Origin of the sequence: Microcoleus sp. S28C3, assembly GCF_036700785.1 — a bacterium.
GTDB lineage: Bacteria > Cyanobacteriota > Cyanobacteriia > Cyanobacteriales > Microcoleaceae > Microcoleus > Microcoleus asticus.
Window position 1 is genome coordinate 15869 of record NZ_JAUBPO010000036.1, and the last position, 21467, is coordinate 37335.

23 protein-coding genes are annotated in these 21467 nt (G+C 46.6%); 12 read left to right on the forward strand and 11 right to left on the reverse strand.

Features of this window, described 5'->3' with window-relative positions; translation table 11 throughout:
* The 4 genes from QUA13_RS13085 to QUA13_RS13100 form a co-directional block, all read right to left on the reverse strand.
* Nucleotides 1-2915 (reverse strand): HEAT repeat domain-containing protein (locus QUA13_RS13085; protein WP_333198999.1); only part of this gene is annotated, 2915 nt, incomplete at its 3' end.
* Nucleotides 2916-3221: 306 nt separating this feature from the next.
* Complete coding sequence (locus QUA13_RS13090) at nt 3222-3410, reverse strand: hypothetical protein (RefSeq protein WP_333199002.1); 189 nt, start codon at nt 3408-3410, stop codon at nt 3222-3224.
* Entirely contained in the window at nt 3403-3621 is a 219-nt protein-coding gene (locus QUA13_RS13095) for a hypothetical protein (RefSeq protein WP_333199005.1), read from the reverse strand. Before QUA13_RS13095 ends, QUA13_RS13090 begins: the two co-directional genes overlap by 8 nt.
* Nucleotides 3622-3783: 162 nt before the next feature.
* A complete protein-coding gene (locus tag QUA13_RS13100; RefSeq protein WP_333199007.1) occupies nt 3784-4716 on the reverse strand; it encodes a ribonuclease Z in 933 nt (310 codons plus the stop codon).
* 270 nt (nt 4717-4986) lie between these two features.
* Between QUA13_RS13100 and QUA13_RS13105 the strand changes: the two genes are divergently transcribed.
* The 3 genes from QUA13_RS13105 (at nt 4987) to QUA13_RS13115 (ending at nt 6746) form a co-directional block, all read left to right on the forward strand.
* The gene (locus QUA13_RS13105; RefSeq protein ID WP_172186921.1) at nt 4987-6162 is read left to right on the forward strand and encodes a SpoIID/LytB domain-containing protein; all 1176 of its coding nucleotides are present in this window, start codon (nt 4987-4989) and stop codon (nt 6160-6162) included.
* Nucleotides 6149-6271, forward strand: coding sequence for a hypothetical protein (locus QUA13_RS13110; protein ID WP_333199008.1), 123 nt, complete (start codon nt 6149-6151; stop codon nt 6269-6271). Before QUA13_RS13105 ends, QUA13_RS13110 begins: the two co-directional genes overlap by 14 nt.
* Before the next feature lie 250 nt (nt 6272-6521).
* A complete protein-coding gene (locus QUA13_RS13115) occupies nt 6522-6746 on the forward strand; it encodes a hypothetical protein (protein ID WP_333199010.1) in 225 nt (74 codons plus the stop codon).
* A 194-nt stretch (nt 6747-6940) separates the two neighbouring features.
* Here QUA13_RS13115 and QUA13_RS13120 read toward each other — a convergent pair whose 3' ends face one another.
* A complete protein-coding gene (locus tag QUA13_RS13120; RefSeq protein ID WP_333199012.1) occupies nt 6941-8254 on the reverse strand; it encodes a hypothetical protein in 1314 nt (437 codons plus the stop codon).
* 126 nt (nt 8255-8380) lie between these two features.
* On the opposite strand from QUA13_RS13120, the gene QUA13_RS13125 reads away from it, so the two are divergent.
* From QUA13_RS13125 to QUA13_RS13140, 4 genes are all read left to right on the forward strand, one after another.
* Nucleotides 8381-8674, forward strand: a complete 294-nt coding sequence (locus QUA13_RS13125; protein ID WP_333199015.1) for a hypothetical protein — start codon at nt 8381-8383, stop codon at nt 8672-8674.
* Nucleotides 8675-8883: 209 nt separating this feature from the next.
* Nucleotides 8884-9405, forward strand: coding sequence for a photosystem I assembly protein Ycf3 (locus tag QUA13_RS13130; protein ID WP_172186918.1), 522 nt, complete (start codon nt 8884-8886; stop codon nt 9403-9405).
* A gap of 122 nt (nt 9406-9527) precedes the next feature.
* Nucleotides 9528-9809, forward strand: coding sequence for an Asp-tRNA(Asn)/Glu-tRNA(Gln) amidotransferase subunit GatC (gene gatC / locus QUA13_RS13135; protein ID WP_332978921.1), 282 nt, complete (start codon nt 9528-9530; stop codon nt 9807-9809).
* 49 nt (nt 9810-9858) lie between these two features.
* Entirely contained in the window at nt 9859-10575 is a 717-nt protein-coding gene (locus QUA13_RS13140; protein ID WP_333186502.1) for a TrkA family potassium uptake protein, read from the forward strand.
* Here QUA13_RS13140 and QUA13_RS13145 read toward each other — a convergent pair.
* The gene (locus QUA13_RS13145) at nt 10532-12163 is read right to left on the reverse strand and encodes a sodium:proton antiporter (protein WP_333199017.1); all 1632 of its coding nucleotides are present in this window, start codon (nt 12161-12163) and stop codon (nt 10532-10534) included. The genes QUA13_RS13140 and QUA13_RS13145 overlap by 44 nt on opposite strands.
* 90 nt (nt 12164-12253) lie before the next feature.
* Between QUA13_RS13145 and QUA13_RS13150 the strand changes: the two genes are divergently transcribed.
* Nucleotides 12254-12394, forward strand: coding sequence for a hypothetical protein (locus tag QUA13_RS13150; protein ID WP_333199019.1), 141 nt, complete (start codon nt 12254-12256; stop codon nt 12392-12394).
* A gap of 220 nt (nt 12395-12614) precedes the next feature.
* Here the strand turns inward: QUA13_RS13150 and QUA13_RS13155 are convergent, their stop codons facing one another.
* Nucleotides 12615-13142 (reverse strand): hypothetical protein, encoded by a 528-nt coding sequence (locus tag QUA13_RS13155; protein WP_333199021.1) that lies wholly within the window; start codon nt 13140-13142, stop codon nt 12615-12617.
* An 81-nt stretch (nt 13143-13223) separates the two neighbouring features.
* Nucleotides 13224-15938 (reverse strand): cation-transporting P-type ATPase, encoded by a 2715-nt coding sequence (locus tag QUA13_RS13160; RefSeq protein ID WP_333199024.1) that lies wholly within the window; start codon nt 15936-15938, stop codon nt 13224-13226.
* 341 nt (nt 15939-16279) lie between these two features.
* Here QUA13_RS13160 and QUA13_RS13165 point away from each other — a divergent pair, with 341 nt between their 5' ends.
* A complete protein-coding gene (locus QUA13_RS13165) occupies nt 16280-16684 on the forward strand; it encodes a BON domain-containing protein (protein ID WP_333199027.1) in 405 nt (134 codons plus the stop codon).
* A 130-nt stretch (nt 16685-16814) separates the two neighbouring features.
* Here QUA13_RS13165 and QUA13_RS13170 read toward each other — a convergent pair whose 3' ends face one another.
* Together QUA13_RS13170 and QUA13_RS13175 are read right to left on the reverse strand one after the other, a co-directional pair.
* Nucleotides 16815-17201 carry a hypothetical protein gene (locus tag QUA13_RS13170; RefSeq protein WP_333186481.1) on the reverse strand — a complete coding sequence of 129 codons (387 nt, stop codon included), beginning with the start codon at nt 17199-17201 and terminating at the stop codon, nt 16815-16817.
* A 123-nt stretch (nt 17202-17324) separates the two neighbouring features.
* Nucleotides 17325-17660 (reverse strand): YnfA family protein, encoded by a 336-nt coding sequence (locus QUA13_RS13175; RefSeq protein WP_333199030.1) that lies wholly within the window; start codon nt 17658-17660, stop codon nt 17325-17327.
* Between QUA13_RS13175 and QUA13_RS13180 the strand changes: the two genes are divergently transcribed.
* Complete coding sequence (locus QUA13_RS13180; protein WP_333199033.1) at nt 17659-18126, forward strand: nuclear transport factor 2 family protein; 468 nt, start codon at nt 17659-17661, stop codon at nt 18124-18126. The two genes, QUA13_RS13175 and QUA13_RS13180, sit on opposite strands and share 2 nt — an antisense overlap.
* 69 nt (nt 18127-18195) lie before the next feature.
* On the opposite strand, the gene QUA13_RS13185 is transcribed toward QUA13_RS13180, so the two are convergent.
* The gene (locus tag QUA13_RS13185) at nt 18196-19356 is read right to left on the reverse strand and encodes a transposase (RefSeq protein WP_333199035.1); all 1161 of its coding nucleotides are present in this window, start codon (nt 19354-19356) and stop codon (nt 18196-18198) included.
* 116 nt (nt 19357-19472) lie between these two features.
* Here QUA13_RS13185 and rppA point away from each other — a divergent pair, with 116 nt between their 5' ends.
* Both rppA and QUA13_RS13195 read left to right on the forward strand, forming a co-directional pair.
* Nucleotides 19473-20150 carry a two-component system response regulator RppA gene (rppA, locus tag QUA13_RS13190; RefSeq protein WP_172186809.1) on the forward strand — a complete coding sequence of 226 codons (678 nt, stop codon included), beginning with the start codon at nt 19473-19475 and terminating at the stop codon, nt 20148-20150.
* Nucleotides 20151-20168: 18 nt separating this feature from the next.
* Complete coding sequence (locus QUA13_RS13195) at nt 20169-21449, forward strand: HAMP domain-containing sensor histidine kinase (RefSeq protein WP_333199038.1); 1281 nt, start codon at nt 20169-20171, stop codon at nt 21447-21449.
* Nucleotides 21450-21467 lie beyond the last annotated feature (18 nt).

Genomic DNA, 21467 nt, shown 5'->3' on the forward strand with positions numbered 1-21467 from the left:
GAGTTATCCCCATCTTCGAGACGTAGCAGCAGAGCATTGGTGAGAGTTTCTGAAGCATTTCCCAACCGGCCCAAGGCTGATGCTGCCGAGCTACGCACTGAGTTATCCCCATCTTCGAGACGTAGCAGCAGAGCATTGGTGAGAGTTTCTGAAGCATTTCCCAACCGGCCCAAGGCCTCTGCTGCCGAGCGACGCATTGAGTTATCCCCATCTTCGAGACGTAGCAGCAGAGCATTGGTGACAGTTTCTGAAGCATTTCCCAAGTTGCCCAAGGCCTCTGCTGCCGAGCTACGCACCCTGTTATCCCCATCTTCGAGACGTAGCAGCAGAGCATTGGTGACAGTTTCTGAAGCATTTCCAAACCTGCCCAAGGCTTGCGCTGCCGAGCTACGCACTGAGTTATCCCCATCTTCGAGACGTAACACCAAGGCACTGAGCACGGCTTCTGAAGCATTTCCCAACCTGCCCAAGGCTTCCGCTGCATAGAAACGCACCGAGTTATTGCCATCTTCGAGACGTGGCAGCAGGTGACCGATAATGGCTTCTGAAGCATTTCCCAACCTGCCCAAGGCTCGTGCTGCATAGAAACGCACCGAGTGATTGCCATCTTCAAGACGTAACAACAGGGCACTAATGACGGTTTCTGAAGCATTTCCCAACCCGCCCAAGGCAAATGCTGCCTCACGACGCACATTCTCATTCCCATCTTCGAGGCGTAGTAGCATGGCAGTGATCACAGCTTCTTTTTCCCCTAATGCTGCTTGATATCTCCACAATCGATTTTCATCAACACCCCTTGCTTTCAAAAGTTGCAAAGTTTGCGCCTCAAACTCAGTCTCATTCATACTGCAAAGGATTTGCAAAACCTGAGACAGAACCCTCTCACCAACCAGTTCCTCATCGCTTACTTCCAACTCAACCAACTTCTCCAAAATCTCCACAGTTAGACTGGAATCTGCCACCTTTAACTCTTTAATATTTTCAGCAAGGCAACTGCCAGCAAAAAACAAATCTCGGTGCAACCATTCCTCATGCTCGCTATTGGCCGCCAAAATTGCCCGCATCGCTTTCGCCGCTTTTTTCGGTTTTTGTTGAGCAATCAACAGCAACAACACTTCCCGCCAGTGGGGGTCATGCAAATGCTCTCGAATATGCTTGAGAACAATCTCAAAATCATCCTCATCATCTGCCTGATAGCCGATTTCCTGAGCGCACAAATATTCTTGAAAAGTCTTGTGTACAAAGGCGTACAAATCTTGTCCTTGTTCGTTGAGCAATCCCGTCCGCTGTTGAATAAAATCAACAAATCGTTTAGCTTCCTCTTTTGCCTGGAACCGTTCAACCTGTTTTTTGGTTTTAATATTCAGAGTTAACTGCTCTAACAATTCATCCTTAGCAATCAGAGTCCCGCCTTCAGGATTATCCGTACTACCGTGAGTGTGAATCCAATAGGCGAGAATTTCCATCAGCCGCCGTAAGTCGTCTGCATCTAAACATTTGAATACTGACTGCTCAGTCATGTTTTTGTTAGCATCCCAACACTTTAACAGTGTCTCCACAGCTTTTTCATAAAGCTTGTGGCGTGCCCTCGGCAGTACCGCTTGATAGCGGTGAATCAAAGCAATGATTGTCAGCAATAGCGGATTTCTCGCCAACAATTTAATTCGGTCATTTTCATCCAGAGCTTTTTTAATGCTATCTTTGCGGCGTTGAGCTTCCGCCGCATCTGGAACGCGGCTGTCGTACCAGCGATTAATAAACTCATTAACCTTAGGATTATCAAACACTTGTAACTGATAGTGTTCAAACTCCGAAGTATTAAAAAAATCGCGTTTGTAACCAGCAGGGCGAGAAGTAATAATTGCCAGATTTTGATGATACTGCCCCAAAAAATTCTCAATCTGCTGCACCACCGCATAGCGCTTGGATTCTTCCACAACCTCATCCAATCCATCCAACAAAATCATCGCCCTACCGTCTGCCAGCCAATACTCAAAGAAGCCTTCTGGCAGCGGTCTCACCGACATAGTTTTCTCAGCAAACTGGCGGGCATAGTCGAGGAGATTGATATCTGAAAGCCTAGCAAAATCCCGAATATTAATCAAAATCGGCAAGCAATCTCTCTCAGAATCCCAGCCGATTTTTTCTGGATAATTCTGAGCCAACATCACTGCAAAAAAGCTCAGTAAAGTTGTTTTGCCAGAACCAGGAGCGCCCAGCAACACAAATTTATTTGATTGATTTTGCTTCAATAGTTGTGATGCTAAAAACTTTATACCAGAGCGAGTTTCTCTCTGCCAGAGTTGCAGCTTTTTGCCTTCTTCCCATCCTTGGATATCCAATTCCAAATAAATACTTACCTCTTCCAAGACATCGGGCATTACAAAAATCTGAGCCAATTTTTCCGATTTTTCGATTTCCTGACCTTCGACAGCAATGCCAGCAAACTTAACATCATCAAACCAGTTAGCCAGTTGCTTCAAATAGTCTGCTTTGGCAACTTTAAACCTTAAATAACTGCTTGTTTTATGGAAATAGGTTTCAGCAAAAACCTCCAACCAATTATGCAGTCTTTCGGGTGCGAATCGGTCTTGAATTTTCTTGTGTTCTGGGACTGTCGCATTAAAAGCTGCAACTAAAAACTCAACTTGAGGCTTTTCTTGGTCGTTGAAAGGTTTCAAGAGTTCTGGAAGTGCTGCACCCGTCAAGAAACTTTTAAGAAAATCTTCGACTACACCCTGTTCGCAAGCAGAGAATAATTTATTTTTATCGGCAGCTTCGATCCCACAAATACAAGCTTTTTCAAAATCGCTAGGATTAAATTTTTTAATAGCTTCTTTGAATCCTATTTCTGCAAGTTTAGGCGCGATTGCTTGTGCTAGCTTTAAGCCTAATGCTCCGATTTCAAATGTCATGGTAATTTTAAATATTTGTGTTTAAGTTTGTGGACATAATTGCGTTTATATCCACCAACATTGATAATCTCAACTATCTCTAAATTTAGGACACACTTCAAACGCTAATTGTGATCCATAAAAACAAACATCAAACTCAGTAAAAAAATTAGTTCGCCCTAAAATAATCGGAATATTATTCACCCTAGTCCAGGCAAAAGCTAACTGAACTGGCTCAAAGTCCCCTACTTTTGCCAAGACTAATAACCCTTTCGTTTCAGCACTCGCTAAATTCCCCGCTAAAGTAACAGAAAATCTTTGCTCTTCTCAAATTGCCCCTAACTGCACCCCCACATTATAGGGCAAAACATTTACACTAGCTCCTGTATCCAGTAAACCCATCACGTCAACAGAACGATTTTGATAAGTTAGTGTTAAAGGCAGATACGGAACATCAGCTAAAACACCCATTCCATCTCGTTGAGGTTGAAAAGGATATCGCCTACTATTAAACATTTTGAGTTTGTTTCTGCTCTATTTCTAGTAACTGCGTCAATTGCTCTGCTGCACTATTAGAAGTATGCACTGAATATATAATTTCAGCAGATTCATTACCCATTACCATTCCTTCTTCTTTCGCCAATTCTGCTATTAAAAACAGCATCATTTGAAACTTCTCAGCACGAGACAATTGCCGAAGTTGGGCTAATAATTCAAGATTTGACATAAAACACCATCGAATTAATTTTTACATTTTACCATGACCTTGAGATTTCAACCATTCCAAAACAGCACAGCCAATGCGTAAGTTTTGAACGGGCCATCCTAGCCCGCCCCGATCGCCCTTATTGAAAAAGCTGTCACATCTCAGGCCAAATTAACCCTAGTTTTAAACAGGTCTGGGCACTTCGTAAGTCAAAAAGTCATAGGCCATTTTCGTATTCGGAAAAATAGCCTGCGCTTCCTTGAGCAAATCATCCAGGACGATCGCATTTCCCGGAGCGTAACGCGGGCTAAAATGCGTCATAATTAGCTGTTTCGCCCCAGCCGTCAAAGCCACTTGAGCCGCCATTGTGGAAGTTGAATGCAGGCGATCGAATGCCATTTGAGCATCTTGATGAGCAAAAGTAGCTTCATGCACCAACAAATCAGCATCCTTCGCCAATTCCACCGCCCCGTCACAAAAAACCGTGTCAGTACAATACACAAACTTGCGCCCGATTTGATCCGGGCCGCAAAAATCAGTACCTTTAAACTGTCGCCCGTCCGATAACTTTACCGTCTTTCCTTGTTTTAATTGACCGTAAAGCGGTCCCGAAGGAATACCCACAGCCTTCGCTTTTTCTACATCAAAATGTCCCGGACGGTCTTTCTCAGTTACTCGATAACCAAAAGCAGTAACTCGGTGCTTCAAAGGGCCGCAGCTAACAATATATTCGTCATCTTCATAGATGACTCCCTCGTGAATTTTGTGTACCTTAACCGGGTAAGAAAAATGAGTTTGAGAATAGCGAACGCCAGCTTGCAAATATTCTTCAAGTCCCGGAGGCCCGTAAAGATCGATGCGCTTGACATTCCCCGCCAAACCGCAGCTAGCCAGCAAACCCATTAAGCCGAAAATGTGGTCGCCGTGCAGGTGAGTGATGAAAATGCGGCTTAGTTGGCTGACTTTTAGGTCGCTGCGGAGAAACTGGTGCTGAGTTCCTTCGCCGCAGTCAAACAGCCACAGTTCCGCTCGCTGGGGCAACCGGAGGGCGATGCTGGAAACGTTGCGCGATCGCGTGGGGACGCCGGAGCTAGTTCCGAGAAATGTAATCTGCAAGAGTCAAATCACCTCAATTAAGTCTTTAAAAATATGTTACATATATCCAGAGTGCGACAAATCCGACATACAGGAAATAGTCGCAGCCAGGAACCGGGATAAATCGCTGTTCCTGCGAACATCTAGTTGCTAAAATCATTTTCGACAACGGCACAGAGTGCCAAACCCAATTCTAACGTTTTCTTTCTTTCGTTCCTCTTCCTTTTTCCCGAACCCCAGCTTCCCCTTAAAACTTGTCAAACATATACAGCATAAAAGGAAAATTTTCAAATGCAGTCAGGAGTATTTTTTGCTTCCGTTCTTTCGACATTAAAAAAACGCTACTTTTGGATTTCGTTGTTGTTTTGGCTGGTAATGGTAGCCCCAGCCCAGGCCGCGCTGATTTTGCGAGTTGCGGTACAAGACGGGGCAAGTCAGATAAAAGTCGGGAGTTCTACTAAGGCTGCAATCCGCGACGGCAGCGGGCGCAATTTGGGCGAACTGTCGGGAAACAGTTCTCAGTCAGCTCAATTTCGATCGGGAAAAGTGGCGATCGGTCGCTGGGCCGCCAACCAAGTTTGGATCGAGCCGACGGGAAACGGTTATGTCTGGATTGGCGATCGTTGGTATCGGGGACGCACGCTTCTAGTTCCCGAAAAAGGAGGCTTGACTGCCGTCAACTACGTCGATATCGAACAGTATCTCTACAGCGTTCTCGGTGCTGAAATGAGTGGCAATTGGCCTATTGAAGCTTTGAAAGCCCAAGCTGTCGCCGCCCGTTCCTACGCTATCCACCAGCGCCTCAAAAGCGACACCGAGCTTTACGACGTGGACAATACTCAGTCTTCGCAGGTTTACAAAGGACTGCAAACAGAATCTTCTGGCACTTATTCCGCAGTCGATGCAACCGCCGGTCAAGTTCTGGCTTACAACGGTCAGATTATTTTAGCCGTTTTCCACTCTGCCTCTGGGGGACATACTGAAAATGTCGAGGATGTTTGGACGGAACCTCTGCCTTACCTGCGTGCTGTTCCTGACTTCGACCAAGGAGCCCCCGTTTACCAGTGGAAAGAAAATTTTTCCCGGGCTCAAATCAGCAGCAAGATTTCTGGCGTGGGCAATGTGATCTCGATAAAGCCAGAACGGACTACGGCTTACGGGAGCGTTTTGAGGATGAAAGTAGTTGGAGATGGCGGTTCTAGGGTCATGACCGGCGCAGATTTACGCCGGGTTCTAAGTTTGAGGAGTACCCGCTTTACCGTGATTCCTCAGTATGCCGGCGGTGGGAAACCAAGGAATAGCAACCAAGCTCCTACTGGTTTTCAAGTTGCTGGCAAAGGTTTCGGTCACGCTGTAGGAATGAGTCAGTGGGGGGCCTATAATTTGGCCAGGCAGGGATACGGCTACCAGCAGATTTTGTTGCACTATTACCGGGGTGCTACTTTGGCTAGAATTGCAGTGCAGTAACTGCTGGGAAGGGGGAAGGAAGAAGGCGGAAGGAAGAAGGAAGAAGGAAGAAGGAAGAAGGAAGAAGGGAAAAACAGCTATTTCTGTATCCGTGACTTCCGTGTCGTGAATACAGGGAATTGGGAAGGGGGAATTGGGAATCACTAATGACTAATGACCCCGCCCAAAAACCGATACAAGCCCCCAACTCCTGTCCTGGATAGATGAAAATTTTAGACTCTTGTTCAAGCTCCCAGATTCGTCTGTGGAGTAAATCTCAAATCTTTCGACGGAGCGATCGCACCGAAGTCTAAAATCTCAAATCTAAAATCGACTGACTGATGACTAATGACTGATGGCTAACTACATTAAGGATTGCTATGCAAAAGTGGGAGTATTTATTTGTGGATGCGAATATGTATCCTTTTGGAAACAAGCTTATTAGTTTATATGTAAACGGTGAAGAACAGCGAGATTGGAAACAAGGATCGCTGCATATATTTGTCAACCAGTTGGGGGAGGAGGGGTGGGAACTTGTGACTTTGTATCACGACTCGAAGTATGACCAAAATTGTTTAATTTTTAAACGCCCTAAGATTATTTAAAAAAAATCGGAGTATAAAAAATTATGACCTCAATAAAGCTTGACATTTTCCACTCTTCTTAGCAACGAGCTAAAAGCCCGTTCCGCAACCAATATATTTTATTGTGGAACAGGCTTTCTGTCTATTATTAAAAAATCTGCCAGATTTGAGTTCAACCTAACTTAACAACAAACAACGGTTTTTTGTCATTAGTATTACAAGTTTTCCGAGCGTTCGATTCTGCGCTGCCATTCGGCATCTATTTTTGCTGACTGTTCTAGTTCTTGTTGGGTTAACTCGGTTTCTGTTGTATAAGCTAAGTCTTCTTCAGTCAGAAGGTTTTCTCCTGCAAATTCCCGAGCGTAAGCCAGTTTTTGGAGCAAATTGGCATCGGGTTCGTTTAATAATCTCGCTCGCTGCTGACGCTCTTGATTGCGGGCTTCTATCCGGCTATTTTTCCACTGAATCCAGAAGTAGCGAATTAAAGGAATTGCGAGAAATCCGACGCCGTAAATCAGGAGCATTGGATAAACAGCGCTGACGAAACCGATAAATCCACCTGCGATCGCACTTTTAGCTAATAAATTTCCTAAAACTAACGCACCGACAATATTGACGGCTCCTAACCCTGCTGCGAGCATGACTTGGCCGGAACTGGCCTGACTGAAACGCCACAGCATTTCTCGCAAATAAGCTGCTACTGGTTCAGAATTTCTCTCGGTGGCTGTGGTTTGCAATTGCGGAAAATGGTAGACTATTTGCCCTTCGGGACTGACTTCGGGCCGGCCGTCAAAACGGGCGAGAGCAGGTAACATATATTCTTCGTATTCTCGGCTGTATCCCTGTCCGAGATTGTCGAGATACGGGGCAATTTGTTCAGCGGCGACGGCGCCTCGGTTGTTGCGAATTGCCGTGGCAATATCGCTCCATTTGCGCTCTTCTAGATTGTGATTGGGATTGCCGTCTCCAAAGAGAAAGGAGAAAACTGCTTCCAGAAAACTCATCTGGGTTTTTTGGCCAGTTAAGCGCGATCGCTGGTAGTAAGGTTCGTCATGGTTCCAGTAAAATATCCAGAGTAAGTCGTTCCAGAAGTAGGGAAAAAAGAAAAAGCCACCGCCTCTGTTGCCGCCCCCACCATCTCCTCCTCCTCCTCCTCCCCCGTTATTGTCGCTGCTGCTGGAGAGTAAAAGCGTGATAGCAACAAAAATTAAGAGGATAGAAGCTACCAGCACAACACCGAAAGATATCCGAATCAGATAAAATAGAATGCGCCAGATTTTTTGCCACCATTCCTGCAACTGCAAGCGCAAGAATTTGTTTCGCAAAATATCTCGAAAGTTTTTGGGAAATAGGTAGGCAATGTCGCCGGATTCTGCTACTTGCAGGTTGCCGCCTGCTTCGGATGCGAGGGTTAACAGTTCTCGCTGCGCAAAATTGACATCTAATCCAGCTTTTGCCGCCACGTCTCCAACCGTAACGCGGTAGCCAAGTTGTTCGACGGCTTGCATAATGGTGGGATTCGGAGCCATAGGTTTCTCTCTGTGAAAATTACCCGGTTATTTTTATTATATATTGCGGGAATTCGAGCTGGTTTTGGTGTCCTGGTTTATGATTTTTTTTGAAGATGCCCTTGACTTAGGGGCAAAATATTGCTAGTGTTTTGCCGAATAACTTTTAAGTCTTGGCTCAACCCGGATAGCTTAATAAAACTTTGCGATCGAATTTCTCCTCGGCAGGCTATTTGCTGGTTTCCCAAAAGGGGCAATGGCGGGGGATTGTGGGTACAGTTAGTAGGGTACGGTGCGCGATCGCCCGTTGGCGTTAGCGAAGCGAGCCGAAGGATAGCTCTCGAAGAGGATCGCGCCTGCACCCTACAGCACAACTTTTCCCTTCAGCGCGGTTTTTGTAAGTTTTGTGTAGAGTGCCAGAGATATGTTAAAGAAATCTAGTTTTTTTGCAAGTCTTGCAAGAGTTCTATAAAATAGATAGAGCTTGTGCGAGTGTTAAACCCAAGGGCGTGTTTTAAGGTTCGCACTTGCGATCGAGTAGGCTTTTTAGCGCTCTCAACACAAATGCCAACTAAAACAGTTGCGCAATTATTAATAGGAAAACTTTACAGGCTAATTTTTCTGATTAGCCGCTAACCAAAGAATCGCATATGCCAAGAACTCAACGCAACGATAACTTTATTGACAAAAGTTTCACGGTAATGGCTGATATCATCCTGAAGATTATGCCGGCGAAAAAGCAAGCGAAGGAAGCTTTTGCTTATTACCGGGATGGTATGTCAGCTCAAGCAGATGGCGAATATGCTGAAGCGCTGGACAATTATCATGAGGCGCTGAAGCTGGAGGAAGATCCTTACGATCGCAGTTATGTCTTGTACAATATGGGGCTGATCCATACTAGCAACGGCGAACACGATAAAGCTTTGGAGTATTACGACGAGGCCCTAGAGCTCAATCCGAGAATGCCGCAAGCGCTAAATAATATTGCTGTGATTTACCACTATCAAGGGGAAAAGGAAAAGGAAGCTGGCAATTTTGAAGTGGCGGAAGGGCTGTTTGATAAAGCTGCGGATTATTGGAAGGAGGCTATTCGCTTGGCCCCGAACAATTACATTGAGGTGCAAAATTGGCTGAAGACGAGTGGCCGATCGCAGATTGATGTGTATTTTTAACTATGATGGGCATGGGGGATGGGGCATTAGTTATTTGTTCTATGTTTGTTGTTTGTTATTGTTTCTAATAACCCATTCCCCATTCCCCATTCCCCATTCCCCATTCCCCATTCCCCATTTTTATGATTGACAGAGAAGAAGTTCGGAAAGTAGCGAATTTAGCTAGATTGGAATTAACGCCTGAAGAAGAAGAGCAGTTTACTGGTCAACTCAACGGTATTTTGGATTATTTCGAGCAGTTAAGCGAACTGGATACGAGCAAGGTACAGCCGACAACGCGGGCGATCGATGTTAGCAATGTGATGCGATCGGACGATTTGCAACCTTTTGCTAACGGAGAAAGTATTTTGGAGGGAGCACCCGATCGCGATGGGGAGTTTTTTAAAGTTCCTAAGATTATGTAGCTTTATAGTGATAAATCTGTAATGTTCAGTCTTGGGATCACAGTCAGTCATGTACGTATTAATTGGTGGAGCAGGAATGATGGGGCTGAGTTTAGCCCAGCAGTTATTAAACGTCGGTCATACGGTTGCAATCATTGATGTTGACCCGCTTGCCTGTCGCTTTGCTCGTGAAAAAATCGGAGTGATGACATTTGAAGGCAGTGCAGTTAGCACAACGGTTCTTCTGGAAGCCGGAATTAAACAAGCAAGCGCAGTCGTTGCATCACTGAGGAATGATGCACTGAATTTAGCGCTGATCACCCTATCCAGGAGCTATGGCATTTCTCATATTGTGGTGCGAATGCGCGATCGCGAATTCATGGAAGCCTATCGACTTGCCGGAGCCAGTCACATCATCAGCACAATTGATTTGGCAGTCGCAACAATGGCAAATGCGATTGAATACCCTCAAATCGAATCGATGATGCACTTTGAACAAGGACAAGTCGAGGTGCTAAAGCTGCCCGTTCCAGGCGATTGCAATGTGGCAGGTCGCAGCGTTGCCCAAATTGCTCAAGACCCCCGCTTTCCCACAGGTTCGCTGATTATTGGTTATCAATGCCATGCCTGCGCCAATCTGGAGATTCCGAACGGCAATACTGTTCTTGAAGCAGGTTCTACCATTCTCGTCGTTACTCGTCCAGAGCTAGTTCACCCCATGATTGATTACCTCGGCATTCGCGCTAGTCATCTGCCAACGTTAGAAGTTTCTCATCCAAATCTTTGATGTAAGGATGAACCAGATCCTCTGGAACAATTCGCTTGCGCAGGGCATCGCTAACGGCTCCTTTTTCTGCTAGGAGCAATCGCCGTCGAATCGTATCTAGCCCGCTGCGATCGCCCTCTATTTGACCGGCCCGATGTTTATTGTAGAGATCGCGCAGCACTCGCTCAGAATGTGCTACTCGTGCTTGATACGATGCCCACAACTCTTCGTAAACTGCCTTCGGCAACACGCCAGATTTCAGCAAACTATCTAGCTCATCTTGAGCCGCTTTGGAAGCGATCAACTGAATCTGTAACTGCCCAGCTTCCTGCATTACATCAGAAACACGGCTAATTTTTAGTCGTTTTACTATCCACGGTAAACTTAATCCCTGTCCGACCAAGGAGAATAAAACTGCACCGAAAACCAAGGCAATAATGTTATCCCGTCCTGGTAGGGTCAAGGGAATCGCAAGAGCTAAGGCCATTGAGAGAGACCCTTTAATATTCCCTAAAACCAAAATGTGCTGCCAGCGTAGCGGAATGGGGCGATCGAACCAGCGCAGCCCCGCTAATAACAAATAGACCGAGAGAATCCGTCCCAGTTGATAGGCCAGAATGACCAATAAAATGGATGGCAAAATTCTCCACAGCGTCAGCGGGTTAATTTCAATTCCAATCAGCAGGAAAATAAACGTATTGACGCCAAAACCAGCGTATTCCCAGAAACTCAGCAAGGTAATCCGATCCGAGGCAGACGAACTGCGAGGCAGCCCGAGGTTGCCAAAAACAAGTCCGGTGATGACCACCGCCACTGCGCCCGATACGCCTAAAAATTGTCCGATTTGGAAGGTTCCCAATGCGAGAGCGACGGTTAGCAAAAGGCTACTCAACGGATCGTTTAAGCGAACAAATATCGGCACGCTCAAGTAACCTAAAACACCCCCGACCACTGCCCCACCTAAGGCAACCACGAGCAGTTCCTTCACGCCTTGTATAGCGGTGAGAGAGCCTGTCGTATAAATTACCAAAACCAAATTAAATGAAATTAGAGCAGCCGCATCATTGAACAGAGTTTCTCCCTCAACAATGGTGGACAATCGAGAAGGCACGCGGATCTCTTTAAAAACCGCGATCATCGACACTGTATCAGTGTTTGCCAGAATGACTCCGATCAGCAGCGCTGGAATCCAGTCTAGCCCCAGCCCAAATTTAACCAGAACAGCGATAATTGCTGAAGAAAAGATAGAGCCGGGACCCGCCAGCAGCGCGATCGGCTTAAAAGTGCTGCGGAGACGGCTGATATCAGTATTGATCGAGGCTTCAAAAATCAGAATTGGTAGGAAAAGATTTAATACTAAAGATGGGTCTAAACCAATTCGACGCGACAAGAGCTCCGTAATGGGCAAACCTGCTAACACTAAGCCCGTCACATAGGGAATTCGCAACCGTTGGGTTACGAGTGCCACAACAGTTGCAATCAGCAGCAGAATGATCAAGATGATGACCAATTCAGGAATAACTCCTGCCGTTTGGCTATTTGTAGCAGGATTGCTGTCCAAGGGAGGTGGTTGCGCTACAATCGACTCGATCGCCGATACTCCTCTCATAAACTCGTTTTCCTCAAAGAAATTGACAGAGTAACTACGGTTTTAGTCTACAGGAGACGGTTCACTCTGTTGTAGGCGTAACTGCAATGTATGTGGTGTATGTGGATGAATGCCGGTGAAGCTGAAACAGGATTTCTGGGTGGGTTGGGCGATCGGGGCGTTTTTAGAGTGCAATTTTTTTGGTATATCTGGATGATTTCCAAACCCTTACAGGATGCTAATTGCTCTTAATTGTGGTGGTTTTTATTTTTTTTAAACAGTCTCTTCTGAAGTGTTGCTGACCCGATCGCGCTTGCCGCTAAGGCGGGTACTGGAAGTTGTCAATCCATATGTAATGAGTAGGAGAGCGATCGCCCAAAATCATCCATCGTCAAATTTTTGAGTGGGTTTTGGACGTTCTGATTCGCGGGACTAAATTCCTCGCAGGTAATCGTCCTTTCTGACCTTGAATTTAGGTAGCATCACAGACACGCCACGTCAGAATCTCCCAACGTTTAAGGACAGGTTCAGCAATCACGATCTCATTTTCTCTTGCCTCTATGACGAGCAAATAATCTCCCTGGTTAAATCTGTCATTGTACATTCTTGCTTGTTCTTCTGGCACCAACCATCCTTGAAGTGCGCCATATAGACCGCCAGCAGTTGCAGCAATCCCACTTCCAAAGAAAGTTGCTAAAATGCTTTCCACCGCTAATGCCTGACCAATACCGGGAATTAGCAGGCTGCTGAGTCCAACAATTAAGGCTAGTGAACCTAGTCGTATGCTGCCTAAGATCGCGCCTACTTGTGCGCCTGCTGCTCTTGTCATTAAAATTTGCTTCACGCCCAAAGAGTCCAAATCATCATTGTCAGAAGGTTTAGCAATCACTGAAATCTTGTGCATGGGGAAGCCCCTGCTTTTTAGCTCAACTAGCGCCTGCTTTACGTTTCGATCATTAGTAAATAGGCCGCTAGCACGTTTTAGATTTTGGTAATTCATGAGAAATATTCAATATTCAACGCTACAAAATTGGTAAATAGTGTGTAAAGCCGCTGTGAATAGCCGCATCACAAAAACCACTTAGTTCAGAGGTGCAAAACGCTTTAGCAAAGCTGACAAAGCAATCATGGGCAGTCCGAATCCGATACAAATTAAGGCTTGGATTGCGCTCAAAGCTTCAGTGTCAAATAACTGATTCATCGTGCCCCATTGGCTAAACAGGAATTGGAGAATGAAAATAGCCCCAATGCCGATCGCTACCGCGTAGCCAACTGATTCATCTTTACCGCGTAGTTTGGCGACGATCGCCGGAACGAAGCGACTGATACTTAACAGGTAAAAAGCTTCGGCTGCAACCAATGCTTGAATTGCCATCGTCCGGGCTAGAGCTTCATTGCCTGTGGTTTGGACAATCCATTCAAACATTCCAAAGATCGCAATCCAGTTAAATACCGAAACTGTCAGAATCCGAGCCGTCAGGTTGCGAGACAGAAGCGGTTCATTGGCAGGTCGAGGCGGCTGTTGCATGACATCGGGAGAGGGCGGCTCAAATGCCAACGGTAAGCTCAACGCAACTGAACTGACCATATTCAGCCACAGAATTTGTACTGGCAAAATGGGTAGCGGGGTTGCCAAAAGTACGGCAATCAAGATGGTCATGGACTCTCCACCATTTACGGGCAGGATGAAGGCGATCGCCCGCAGCAGATTCTTATAAACCGTGCGTCCTTCCTCAACTGCTTTCTCGATCGAAGCAAAGTTGTCATCCGTCAGAATCATATCTGCGGCTTCTTTTGTGACTTCAGTGCCCGTGATGCCCATCGCTACCCCAATATCAGCTTGCTTCAAGGCGGGAGCATCGTTAACTCCATCTCCAGTCATTGCCACAATCTCGCCCTTAGACTGAAGTGCTTCGACAATGCGGAGCTTTTGTTCTGGCGCTACACGAGCAAAAACGCAGCTTTGTTCAACAGCATTGGCTAATTCCTGCTGATTCATTTGAGCGAGTTCTTGACCGGTAAAAACGGGAGCCTTTTGGGTTTGATGTAGTCCCATTTGGTGCGCGATCGCTGCTGCTGTTTTGGCATGGTCGCCGGTAATCATCTTGACCTGAATTCCCGCAGACCTACAGGCTTGAATCGCTTGAATGGCTTCGGGGCGAGGCGGGTCGATCATGCCTTGCAGCCCCAGAAAAGTTAACCCTTGCTCAATATCAGAATGCTCAATAGAAGATTGAGAAGCGGGTACAACTTTCTTGGCAAGTGCCAGAACTCGCAACCCTTTTTTCGCCATCCTCTCGACGGCTTGCTCGATCGGCGCTGGGTTGATGGCGATCGCCTCTCCCTCTTCATCGAGCATCTGGCGACACCGCTTGAGAATTGCCTCAATTGAACCCTTGACATAAATCAACCGTTCTGGACGATCGTCATGTAAGGTTGCCATGTATTGAAACTGAGATTCAAACGGCAGTGTATCGAGCCGAGAAAGCGCTTCCTCCAGTTGCTCAGTAATTAACCCCGCTTTTTGGGCTACCGCAACCAGCGCCCCTTCCGTTGGACTACCGATCGCAGTCCAGTTCCCGTCTTGCACGTCTAGATAAGAATCGTTGCACAACAATCCTGCTTGCAGGCATTCATATAAAGCAGGTGCGATCGCCAGGTCAACGGAGCGTCCATTTACAGAAATTTTCCCGTCTGGTGCATATCCTCCACCGCTAACCCGATATCGCTTTCCACCGGCATCAATTTCCTGAACAGTCATTTGATTCTCAGTCAAGGTTCCGGTTTTGTCGGAACAAATCACGGTGGTGCTGCCCAGCGTCTCAATTGCCGGAAGTTTGCGAATAATGGCGTGCTGCTTTGCCATTTGGGAAACCCCGATCGCCAGTGTCACCGTTAAAATCGCGGGTAAGCCTTCAGGAATTGCGCTGACTGCAAGCGCTACAGATGCCTTGAACACCTCAACCCAAGAAAATTTCTGGGCAATGCCTGCGACAAAGGTGAAGGCAGCCAAACCTAAAATGACATAGAGCAAGGTTTTGCTAAATTTGTCAATTTTGCGGCTCAGTGGGGTTTCCAACGTGGTGCTTTGCTGCATCAGTTGGGAGATGTGTCCGGTCTCGGTCATCTCGCCAATGCTGACCACCAGTCCGCGTCCCTGTCCAAACGTTACCAGGCTTCCGGTATACGCCATGTTCCTGCGCTCGGCCAGCGGAGTGTCTGCCTCTAAGGGCTGGGATTCCTTCTCAACCGGGACAGATTCTCCCGTTAACGCTGACTCATCGACCTGTAAGTCACGGACTTCGATCAGTCGCAGATCCGCAGAGACTTTATCCCCAGAAGACAGCAAGACGAGATCGCCAGGAACCAGTTCGCTGGATGAAACCACTTGCTTTTGACCGTGGCGGAGAATCGTTGCCTCAGTTGCAACAGATTTTGCTAAAGCGGCGATCGCATTCTCTGCCTTTGACTCTTGAACGAAACCAATGGTGGCATTCGTCAGAGCAACCCCAAAAATTACCCCTGAATCCATCCACTCTTTCAGAAATGCTGTAACTATCCCAGCAGCTAACAAAATGTAGATTAGCGGCTGATTCAGTTGCTGAAAAAATCGCAACCAGGCACTTTGCGGCTTCTGAGCCGTTAGTTGATTGGGCCCGAGGATCTCGCGCCGTTCCGCTGCCACATCGGAAGATAGGCCTATTTCCAGGTCACTCTCTAAAAGCCGAGCCACTTTCTCGACAGAGAGGTCATGCCAAGAGTGTTCTACTAATTTTTCTACATTCGTTGCAGTCATAACGCTTCTTGTCAAGCCAAGTGCTTGTCTGTTGTTTCGTCTTGTTTCTAGCGTCATTGATGAATGTGAGCAAAAAATGATCGACTGATTTCTGTTACTCACATTTCGATCACATTTGCTCCGTCTACTTACGCAGAGAACCGATTGAGGTAGCTTGTGAACTTGCCAACCTTAGTTCACTGCATTTGATTTAGTGTTTCCTTTTAATAGGGTTATAAAAAGCATTACTTTTGATGGATGAACTATCGTACATTCACTCGTTAAGTTGAGATGATGAAAAAGTTCATGCTGAGGTTTCTCGGCAAAATTGCGTTTCAAAACCAACAAAACAGGCAAATAATATGCAATTATTAAAGCTCTTGGTGCAAGGAATCAGCGTCAGCACTGTTGCAATTTTGGGTTTAGGTGCTTGCACCTCCCCCAATAATTCACAGACAACTGTTCCATCTACTTCTGCTCCCACAATTGCCACTGAAAATACGACTGCTCCAACCGCTTCTGCGCCTGCAACCACGACCGCACAGACGGCTGACAATCAAAACATTGACGATATTGCCGATCGCGTAGAAGATGCCTTGGACTCGGATACCACCCTCAAGCAATTCGATTTGGACGCAGACGATCGAGCTAATGCGATTGTGTTAACCGGGCGCGTTCAAACGGCCGAACAAAAAGCATTGGCAGAACAAATCGCTCGGCAAGTTGCAGCGAATGTTTCCATCACTAACGAAATCGTCACTCAGTAGTTCCTAACAGTGAAGTGGCAAGCGCCAAAGGCTCTTGCCACTTAACAAAATTGCGCGATCGCAGCCAGCAAATCAATGGATTATCCAACCTTATTTGACTGGATGCGATCGCAATATTGAAACAATAAACTTATTCAACGATCTCGTAACGGACTAACTGGCGAACATTTTGACGCGATAACTGTAGTTCTTGGGCGATCGCTGTCTCTATCTGGGTTGCGTCAGTCATTGGCAATTCTAATTGCAATCGCTTCAAAATGGGTTCTGCTGTTTCTACCGCAACCAGGGTTGTTCCTTGTTTTCGGTTAATCACCGCGTTGATCAGCAATATATTGACAGACACCGTTGCTTTAAGCTGGGTATCTGCCTGAAGTTTATTCTTTGCGATCTCGGGTTGTTGTAATTCTTGAGCCATTAGGAAACCGGAACCAACCCAAAACGCGATCGCCACAAACGGTAGCGGCAACCAAAATTCTGCGCCTGATGCTTTTAGCCAACGTTTAGTAACCTGCCACATACTACACCTATCTGTTTTAAACGCTTGGCCCGCGATCTATTTGCACTTTAGTGGAGCGATCGCTCTGCTGAAATCCTACTCAAGAGAGATGCGTGAACTGTTTTAGTTCGATATAAACACCGATCAGTGATGTGGGCTGAACAAAATTACAACGGTTCCCACCATGGAAATTGTAACACCAAGCAAGTCCCACTTATCTGGCTTAACTCCTTCAATGAGCCACAACCAAACCAGAGCTCCAAGAATGTAAATACCTCCATAGGCAGCATATACTCTTCCAGCATTTGAAGCATTGACTTGAGTTAGAGAAAGTGCAAAACTGATTAAAGCTAAAATGCCTGGAACAATCCACAAAATACTCTTTTCAAGTCTCACCCAGACCCAGAAAGCGTAACACCCAGAGATTTCTGCTAGAGCCGCAAGTAGAAAAAAAGCAAGTGTTGCCATTTTTAGATTCATGCTTAAAATAGGTAAATTTTATCAGCATATCAACAGCAATTCTCATTTTGAAACCCTTGCACTATTTATGTCAGATCAACTTATGTCAGATCGAACTGCACTCCTAATCGAACTGCTCCATGCGGCTTACGCAGCCTTCAACGCGCGAGACATTGACGCTGCCCTTGCCCTCATGACTCCCGACGTGGCTTGGCCGAAAGCGTTCAAAGGCGGTTTTGTCCGTGGACCTGAAGAAGTTCGCGCTTACTGGACTGAGCAATGGAGCGAGATCGATCCGCACGTCGAGCCGGTTTCCTTTTACTCGGAGGAAGCTGGGCGCATTTTGGTCGATGTGCATCAGGTCGTGCGTGACTTGGCTGGATCAGTTCTTGTCGATGAGCACGTGGGTCATCGATTCACCCTCGATCGCGGCTTGATTCAAGCTATGGAAGTCTGTCCACTTCCATCGTCCGCCCCAGAGTCCTAACCAGTTCAAACTTCTGTGCCATAACAGCAATTCTCATTGTAAGCAACCCCGGTCTAAAGACACGGGGCTTTAGCCCCAGTCAAACATACCGAACAAAGACATTTGCCCTTGCAGTTGGCACGTTATCCCCGGACTTTCGGGCTGGATTACAGACAACCCCAAAGCAGCAATATTCTTACTGGCGTTTAGATCAGCATCATGTTCAAAACCACAATGCCCGCACTTAAATTTTTTCCCGTTCCGATAAGACTTTTTCTGATCGGTTTCGGGGTGAACATGGTGGCAACGGCTACAAGTTTTGGAAGTATAGGCAGGAGGTACAAAAACAACTGGAACACCCGCAATTGCAGACTTGTATCCGACAAACAAACGCAACTGGTAAAAAGCCCAATTGTTCGTCCGCCTCCGCTCAATCTTGCTTCTGGGCTTAGTATTCAGGCTTTCCCTGATACCCGTCAAATCCTCAAAAGCAAGTGTTGCATTTAATCGTTTTGCGTCCTGCACCAATTCCTTACTTATATTATGGTTGAGCCATTTTTGAAAGCGTTGTTCTCTGCCTTGAAGCCTTCTAGTCAACCGTCTACTCGACCTAGTGCGTTTGCGTTGAACGTTTGCCCTAACCCTACTGTATCTATCTCTAGTAGCCTGCAATTGTTTACCATTCCAAGCTTTGCCCGTGCTACTCGTCGCGATATCAGTACGCCCCAAGTCAACACCAATTATCTTAGGAGTCTTGGCCGTTGGTGGCGTGTCAATTTCAACTACAAAATTGATGTAGTAGTCCCCCTGACGGGTCTGATTCAGCGTTGCACTGGTAAGAGTTTGACCGCGCAGCAAAGCAATTTGATACCCACCGATAGACAACTTAAAATTGACTCGTCCAGACTTCAATGTAACTCCAACAGTCTGCTCGTCCTCCACATACTTAAATGTGCGGATGTCCAAGGCTATAGAAGTAGGTCTAAAAGTATGGACTTGTTTGCTGGCGCTACAGTTACCAACTACTCGTCTAATAGCTTGGCAGACGTGGTTAGCTTTAAGTCCAGTTGCGGCGCGGACACTTTTATAGACCAGGTGGTGAAGTTTGGTTGTGTTATAGCACTTCTCCTGTTTAGCTACTACCAATATCTGATTGCAAGCATCCGCAAACCCTTCCAGCGTGGTGTCTATTTCTTGACGCATTTCGGAGGGGACTATCAGCTTGCATTTAACAGATATAGATTGAGTCATAAGCCTATTATAACTTATCTAGTAGATGCAAAACATAACGGGATACTAAAGTATCCCGTGTCGTTTTTCCTCCCAGCGCTAAAGCGACTGGGTTTCCAAACTCCCGCGAGGGCTATATGAGAATCCTACTTGTGGAGGACGACCCAAAGCAACTGATGCCGCTTCAAACAGTGCTGTCTCAGGCAGGACATAGCGTAGATGGGGTAAAAGATGGAGAGACGGCGCAGTGGCTGTTATCCGAAAAAGATTATGATTTGTTGATTTTGGACTGGATGTTGCCACATATCAGTGGGGTAAATCTCTGTCGTCAGTATCGAGCCGCAGGGAAAACAGCTCCGGTTTTGATGATCACGGCAAGAGATACCACGCCTGAAAAAGTGACCGGGTTGGACGCAGGCGCAGATGATTACCTGGTGAAACCGATCGATTTGGTTGAATTCATGGCACGAGTGCGGGCATTAAGACGGCGATCGCCCCTTTGGCAAGGAGATACGCTCAGCCTTGAGGATCTGCACCTCCACCTCGATACTCTGACTGTTGAGCGACAAGGTGCAACCGTTACCCTCTCCTGTCGCGAGTTTCAGTTGTTAGAGTATTTTATGCGTCATCCCCGGCAAGTTTTGACTCGGAATCAGATTGAACAAGGCGTGTGGGAATGGGGGACTGAACCAGAGAGCAATGCGATCGCAGTTCTAGTTCGCAAACTCCGCCAGCGCTTGCAGGCTGTAGGATCGGCAGACTGGATTGATAGCATTTACGGTATGGGTTATCGCCTGACTTCGCCTGAAAAGTAACGATCGTAAAAGCAAACCGTGTTCAATCAAAGTCGTCGCAATCTGGCTCGTTGGTTCACCCTCTCAATGGGAAGCATTCTCGTGCTGTTTGCGGGGGTGATTTACCAGATTGAGGTAAAAGATAAACTAGAAGCCGTTGACCTACTGCTCTATGACAAGGCTAGAGTCATGGCAGCCAGCGTGCATTATGAAGTTCGCAAAAACCAGAGCCAGGTCGATCTGAGTCATGTCCCCTTGTTAGGCAGTGGGTCTCATCCCCTTGCAGAAGATCTGATGTATGTACGCTGGTATAACGCACAAAGGCGGTTAGTTCGTTTTTTTGGGACTCCTTCATCAGAGCAGTTAAATACGCCCTTTGGGTATGTCACAGTTCGATCGACCGATCCACTTTTGGGAACAGGAATCTGGCTGCGTCAGGTGACATTACCCGTTGAAGGTAGAACTGGGGTACTCGGTTATCTTCAGGTTGCAACTCCCCTGACAGAAACTCAAAACGGGCTCACTCAGCTTCAGATTGTGCTAACTCTCGCTGTCCCGATCGCACTGGGCTTAATTGCCCTCACAGGTTGGTTTCTCAGCGGGCTGGCCATGCAACCGATTCGGCAAGCCTATCAACAGCTTCAGCGCTTTACAGCCGATGCCTCTCACGAGTTGCGATCGCCCCTCTCTGCCATTCTCACTAATGCCCAGCTTGGGTTGCTCATCGCGGCTGATGATTCGCGTTACCATCCTCCCTTAGAAAACATTGTAGATAGCGCAAAATCAATGGGAGCCCTGGTGAATAATTTACTGCTGTTGGCTCGTCATCAAGGGCGACTTACGCCGGAATCGCTCAAGTTAATCAATCTCAACGAGTTGCTGAGCAATTTAGCAACCCAGTTTGTCGCACTTGCAGAACCCCAAAATATCAAACTTACCTGCGAATCACCGGCACAGCGGATTGAATTATTGGCTGACCCCGATCTGCTGCGGCAAGTAGTCGAAAACTTGCTTTACAACGCCTGTAAATATACTCCCGTTGGCGGCACTGTAAAGATACGCCTAGTTCTTCATTCCAATTTGGCAGTGATTCAGATAATCGATACGGGAATCGGTATTTCAGAAGCGGACTTACCCTATATTTTCGATCGCTTCTATCGGGTGGACACTGAGCGATCGCTCGACAGTGGTGGATTTGGACTAGGGTTAGCGATCGTCCAACAGATTGTCCAGGCTCATGGTGGAAAAATTCATGTGACGAGTGAAGTGGGCAAAGGCTCAACGTTTCAGATTGAACTGCCGCTCAAACCTTATCACTAAGCCGCCTCAAACGAGAGA

Coding starts and splice junctions, on each gene's coding strand:
- QUA13_RS13160 (WP_333199024.1), bottom strand. CDS start 15,938: ATGACTGCAACGAATGTAGAAAAATTAGTAGAACACTCTTGGCATGAC.
- QUA13_RS13185 (WP_333199035.1), bottom strand. CDS start 19,356: ATGACTCAATCTATATCTGTTAAATGCAAGCTGATAGTCCCCTCCGAA.
- QUA13_RS13170 (WP_333186481.1), bottom strand. CDS start 17,201: ATGTGGCAGGTTACTAAACGTTGGCTAAAAGCATCAGGCGCAGAATTT.
- QUA13_RS13115 (WP_333199010.1), top strand. CDS start 6,522: ATGCAAAAGTGGGAGTATTTATTTGTGGATGCGAATATGTATCCTTTT.
- QUA13_RS13095 (WP_333199005.1), bottom strand. CDS start 3,621: ATGTCAAATCTTGAATTATTAGCCCAACTTCGGCAATTGTCTCGTGCT.
- QUA13_RS13130 (WP_172186918.1), top strand. CDS start 8,884: ATGCCAAGAACTCAACGCAACGATAACTTTATTGACAAAAGTTTCACG.
- QUA13_RS13140 (WP_333186502.1), top strand. CDS start 9,859: ATGTACGTATTAATTGGTGGAGCAGGAATGATGGGGCTGAGTTTAGCC.
- QUA13_RS13090 (WP_333199002.1), bottom strand. CDS start 3,410: ATGTTTAATAGTAGGCGATATCCTTTTCAACCTCAACGAGATGGAATG.
- QUA13_RS13180 (WP_333199033.1), top strand. CDS start 17,659: ATGCTTAAAATAGGTAAATTTTATCAGCATATCAACAGCAATTCTCAT.
- QUA13_RS13145 (WP_333199017.1), bottom strand. CDS start 12,163: ATGAGAGGAGTATCGGCGATCGAGTCGATTGTAGCGCAACCACCTCCC.
- QUA13_RS13105 (WP_172186921.1), top strand. CDS start 4,987: ATGCAGTCAGGAGTATTTTTTGCTTCCGTTCTTTCGACATTAAAAAAA.
- QUA13_RS13155 (WP_333199021.1), bottom strand. CDS start 13,142: ATGAATTACCAAAATCTAAAACGTGCTAGCGGCCTATTTACTAATGAT.
- QUA13_RS13175 (WP_333199030.1), bottom strand. CDS start 17,660: ATGAATCTAAAAATGGCAACACTTGCTTTTTTTCTACTTGCGGCTCTA.
- QUA13_RS13120 (WP_333199012.1), bottom strand. CDS start 8,254: ATGGCTCCGAATCCCACCATTATGCAAGCCGTCGAACAACTTGGCTAC.
- gatC (WP_332978921.1), top strand. CDS start 9,528: ATGATTGACAGAGAAGAAGTTCGGAAAGTAGCGAATTTAGCTAGATTG.
- QUA13_RS13150 (WP_333199019.1), top strand. CDS start 12,254: ATGTGGTGTATGTGGATGAATGCCGGTGAAGCTGAAACAGGATTTCTG.
- QUA13_RS13165 (WP_333199027.1), top strand. CDS start 16,280: ATGCAATTATTAAAGCTCTTGGTGCAAGGAATCAGCGTCAGCACTGTT.
- rppA (WP_172186809.1), top strand. CDS start 19,473: ATGAGAATCCTACTTGTGGAGGACGACCCAAAGCAACTGATGCCGCTT.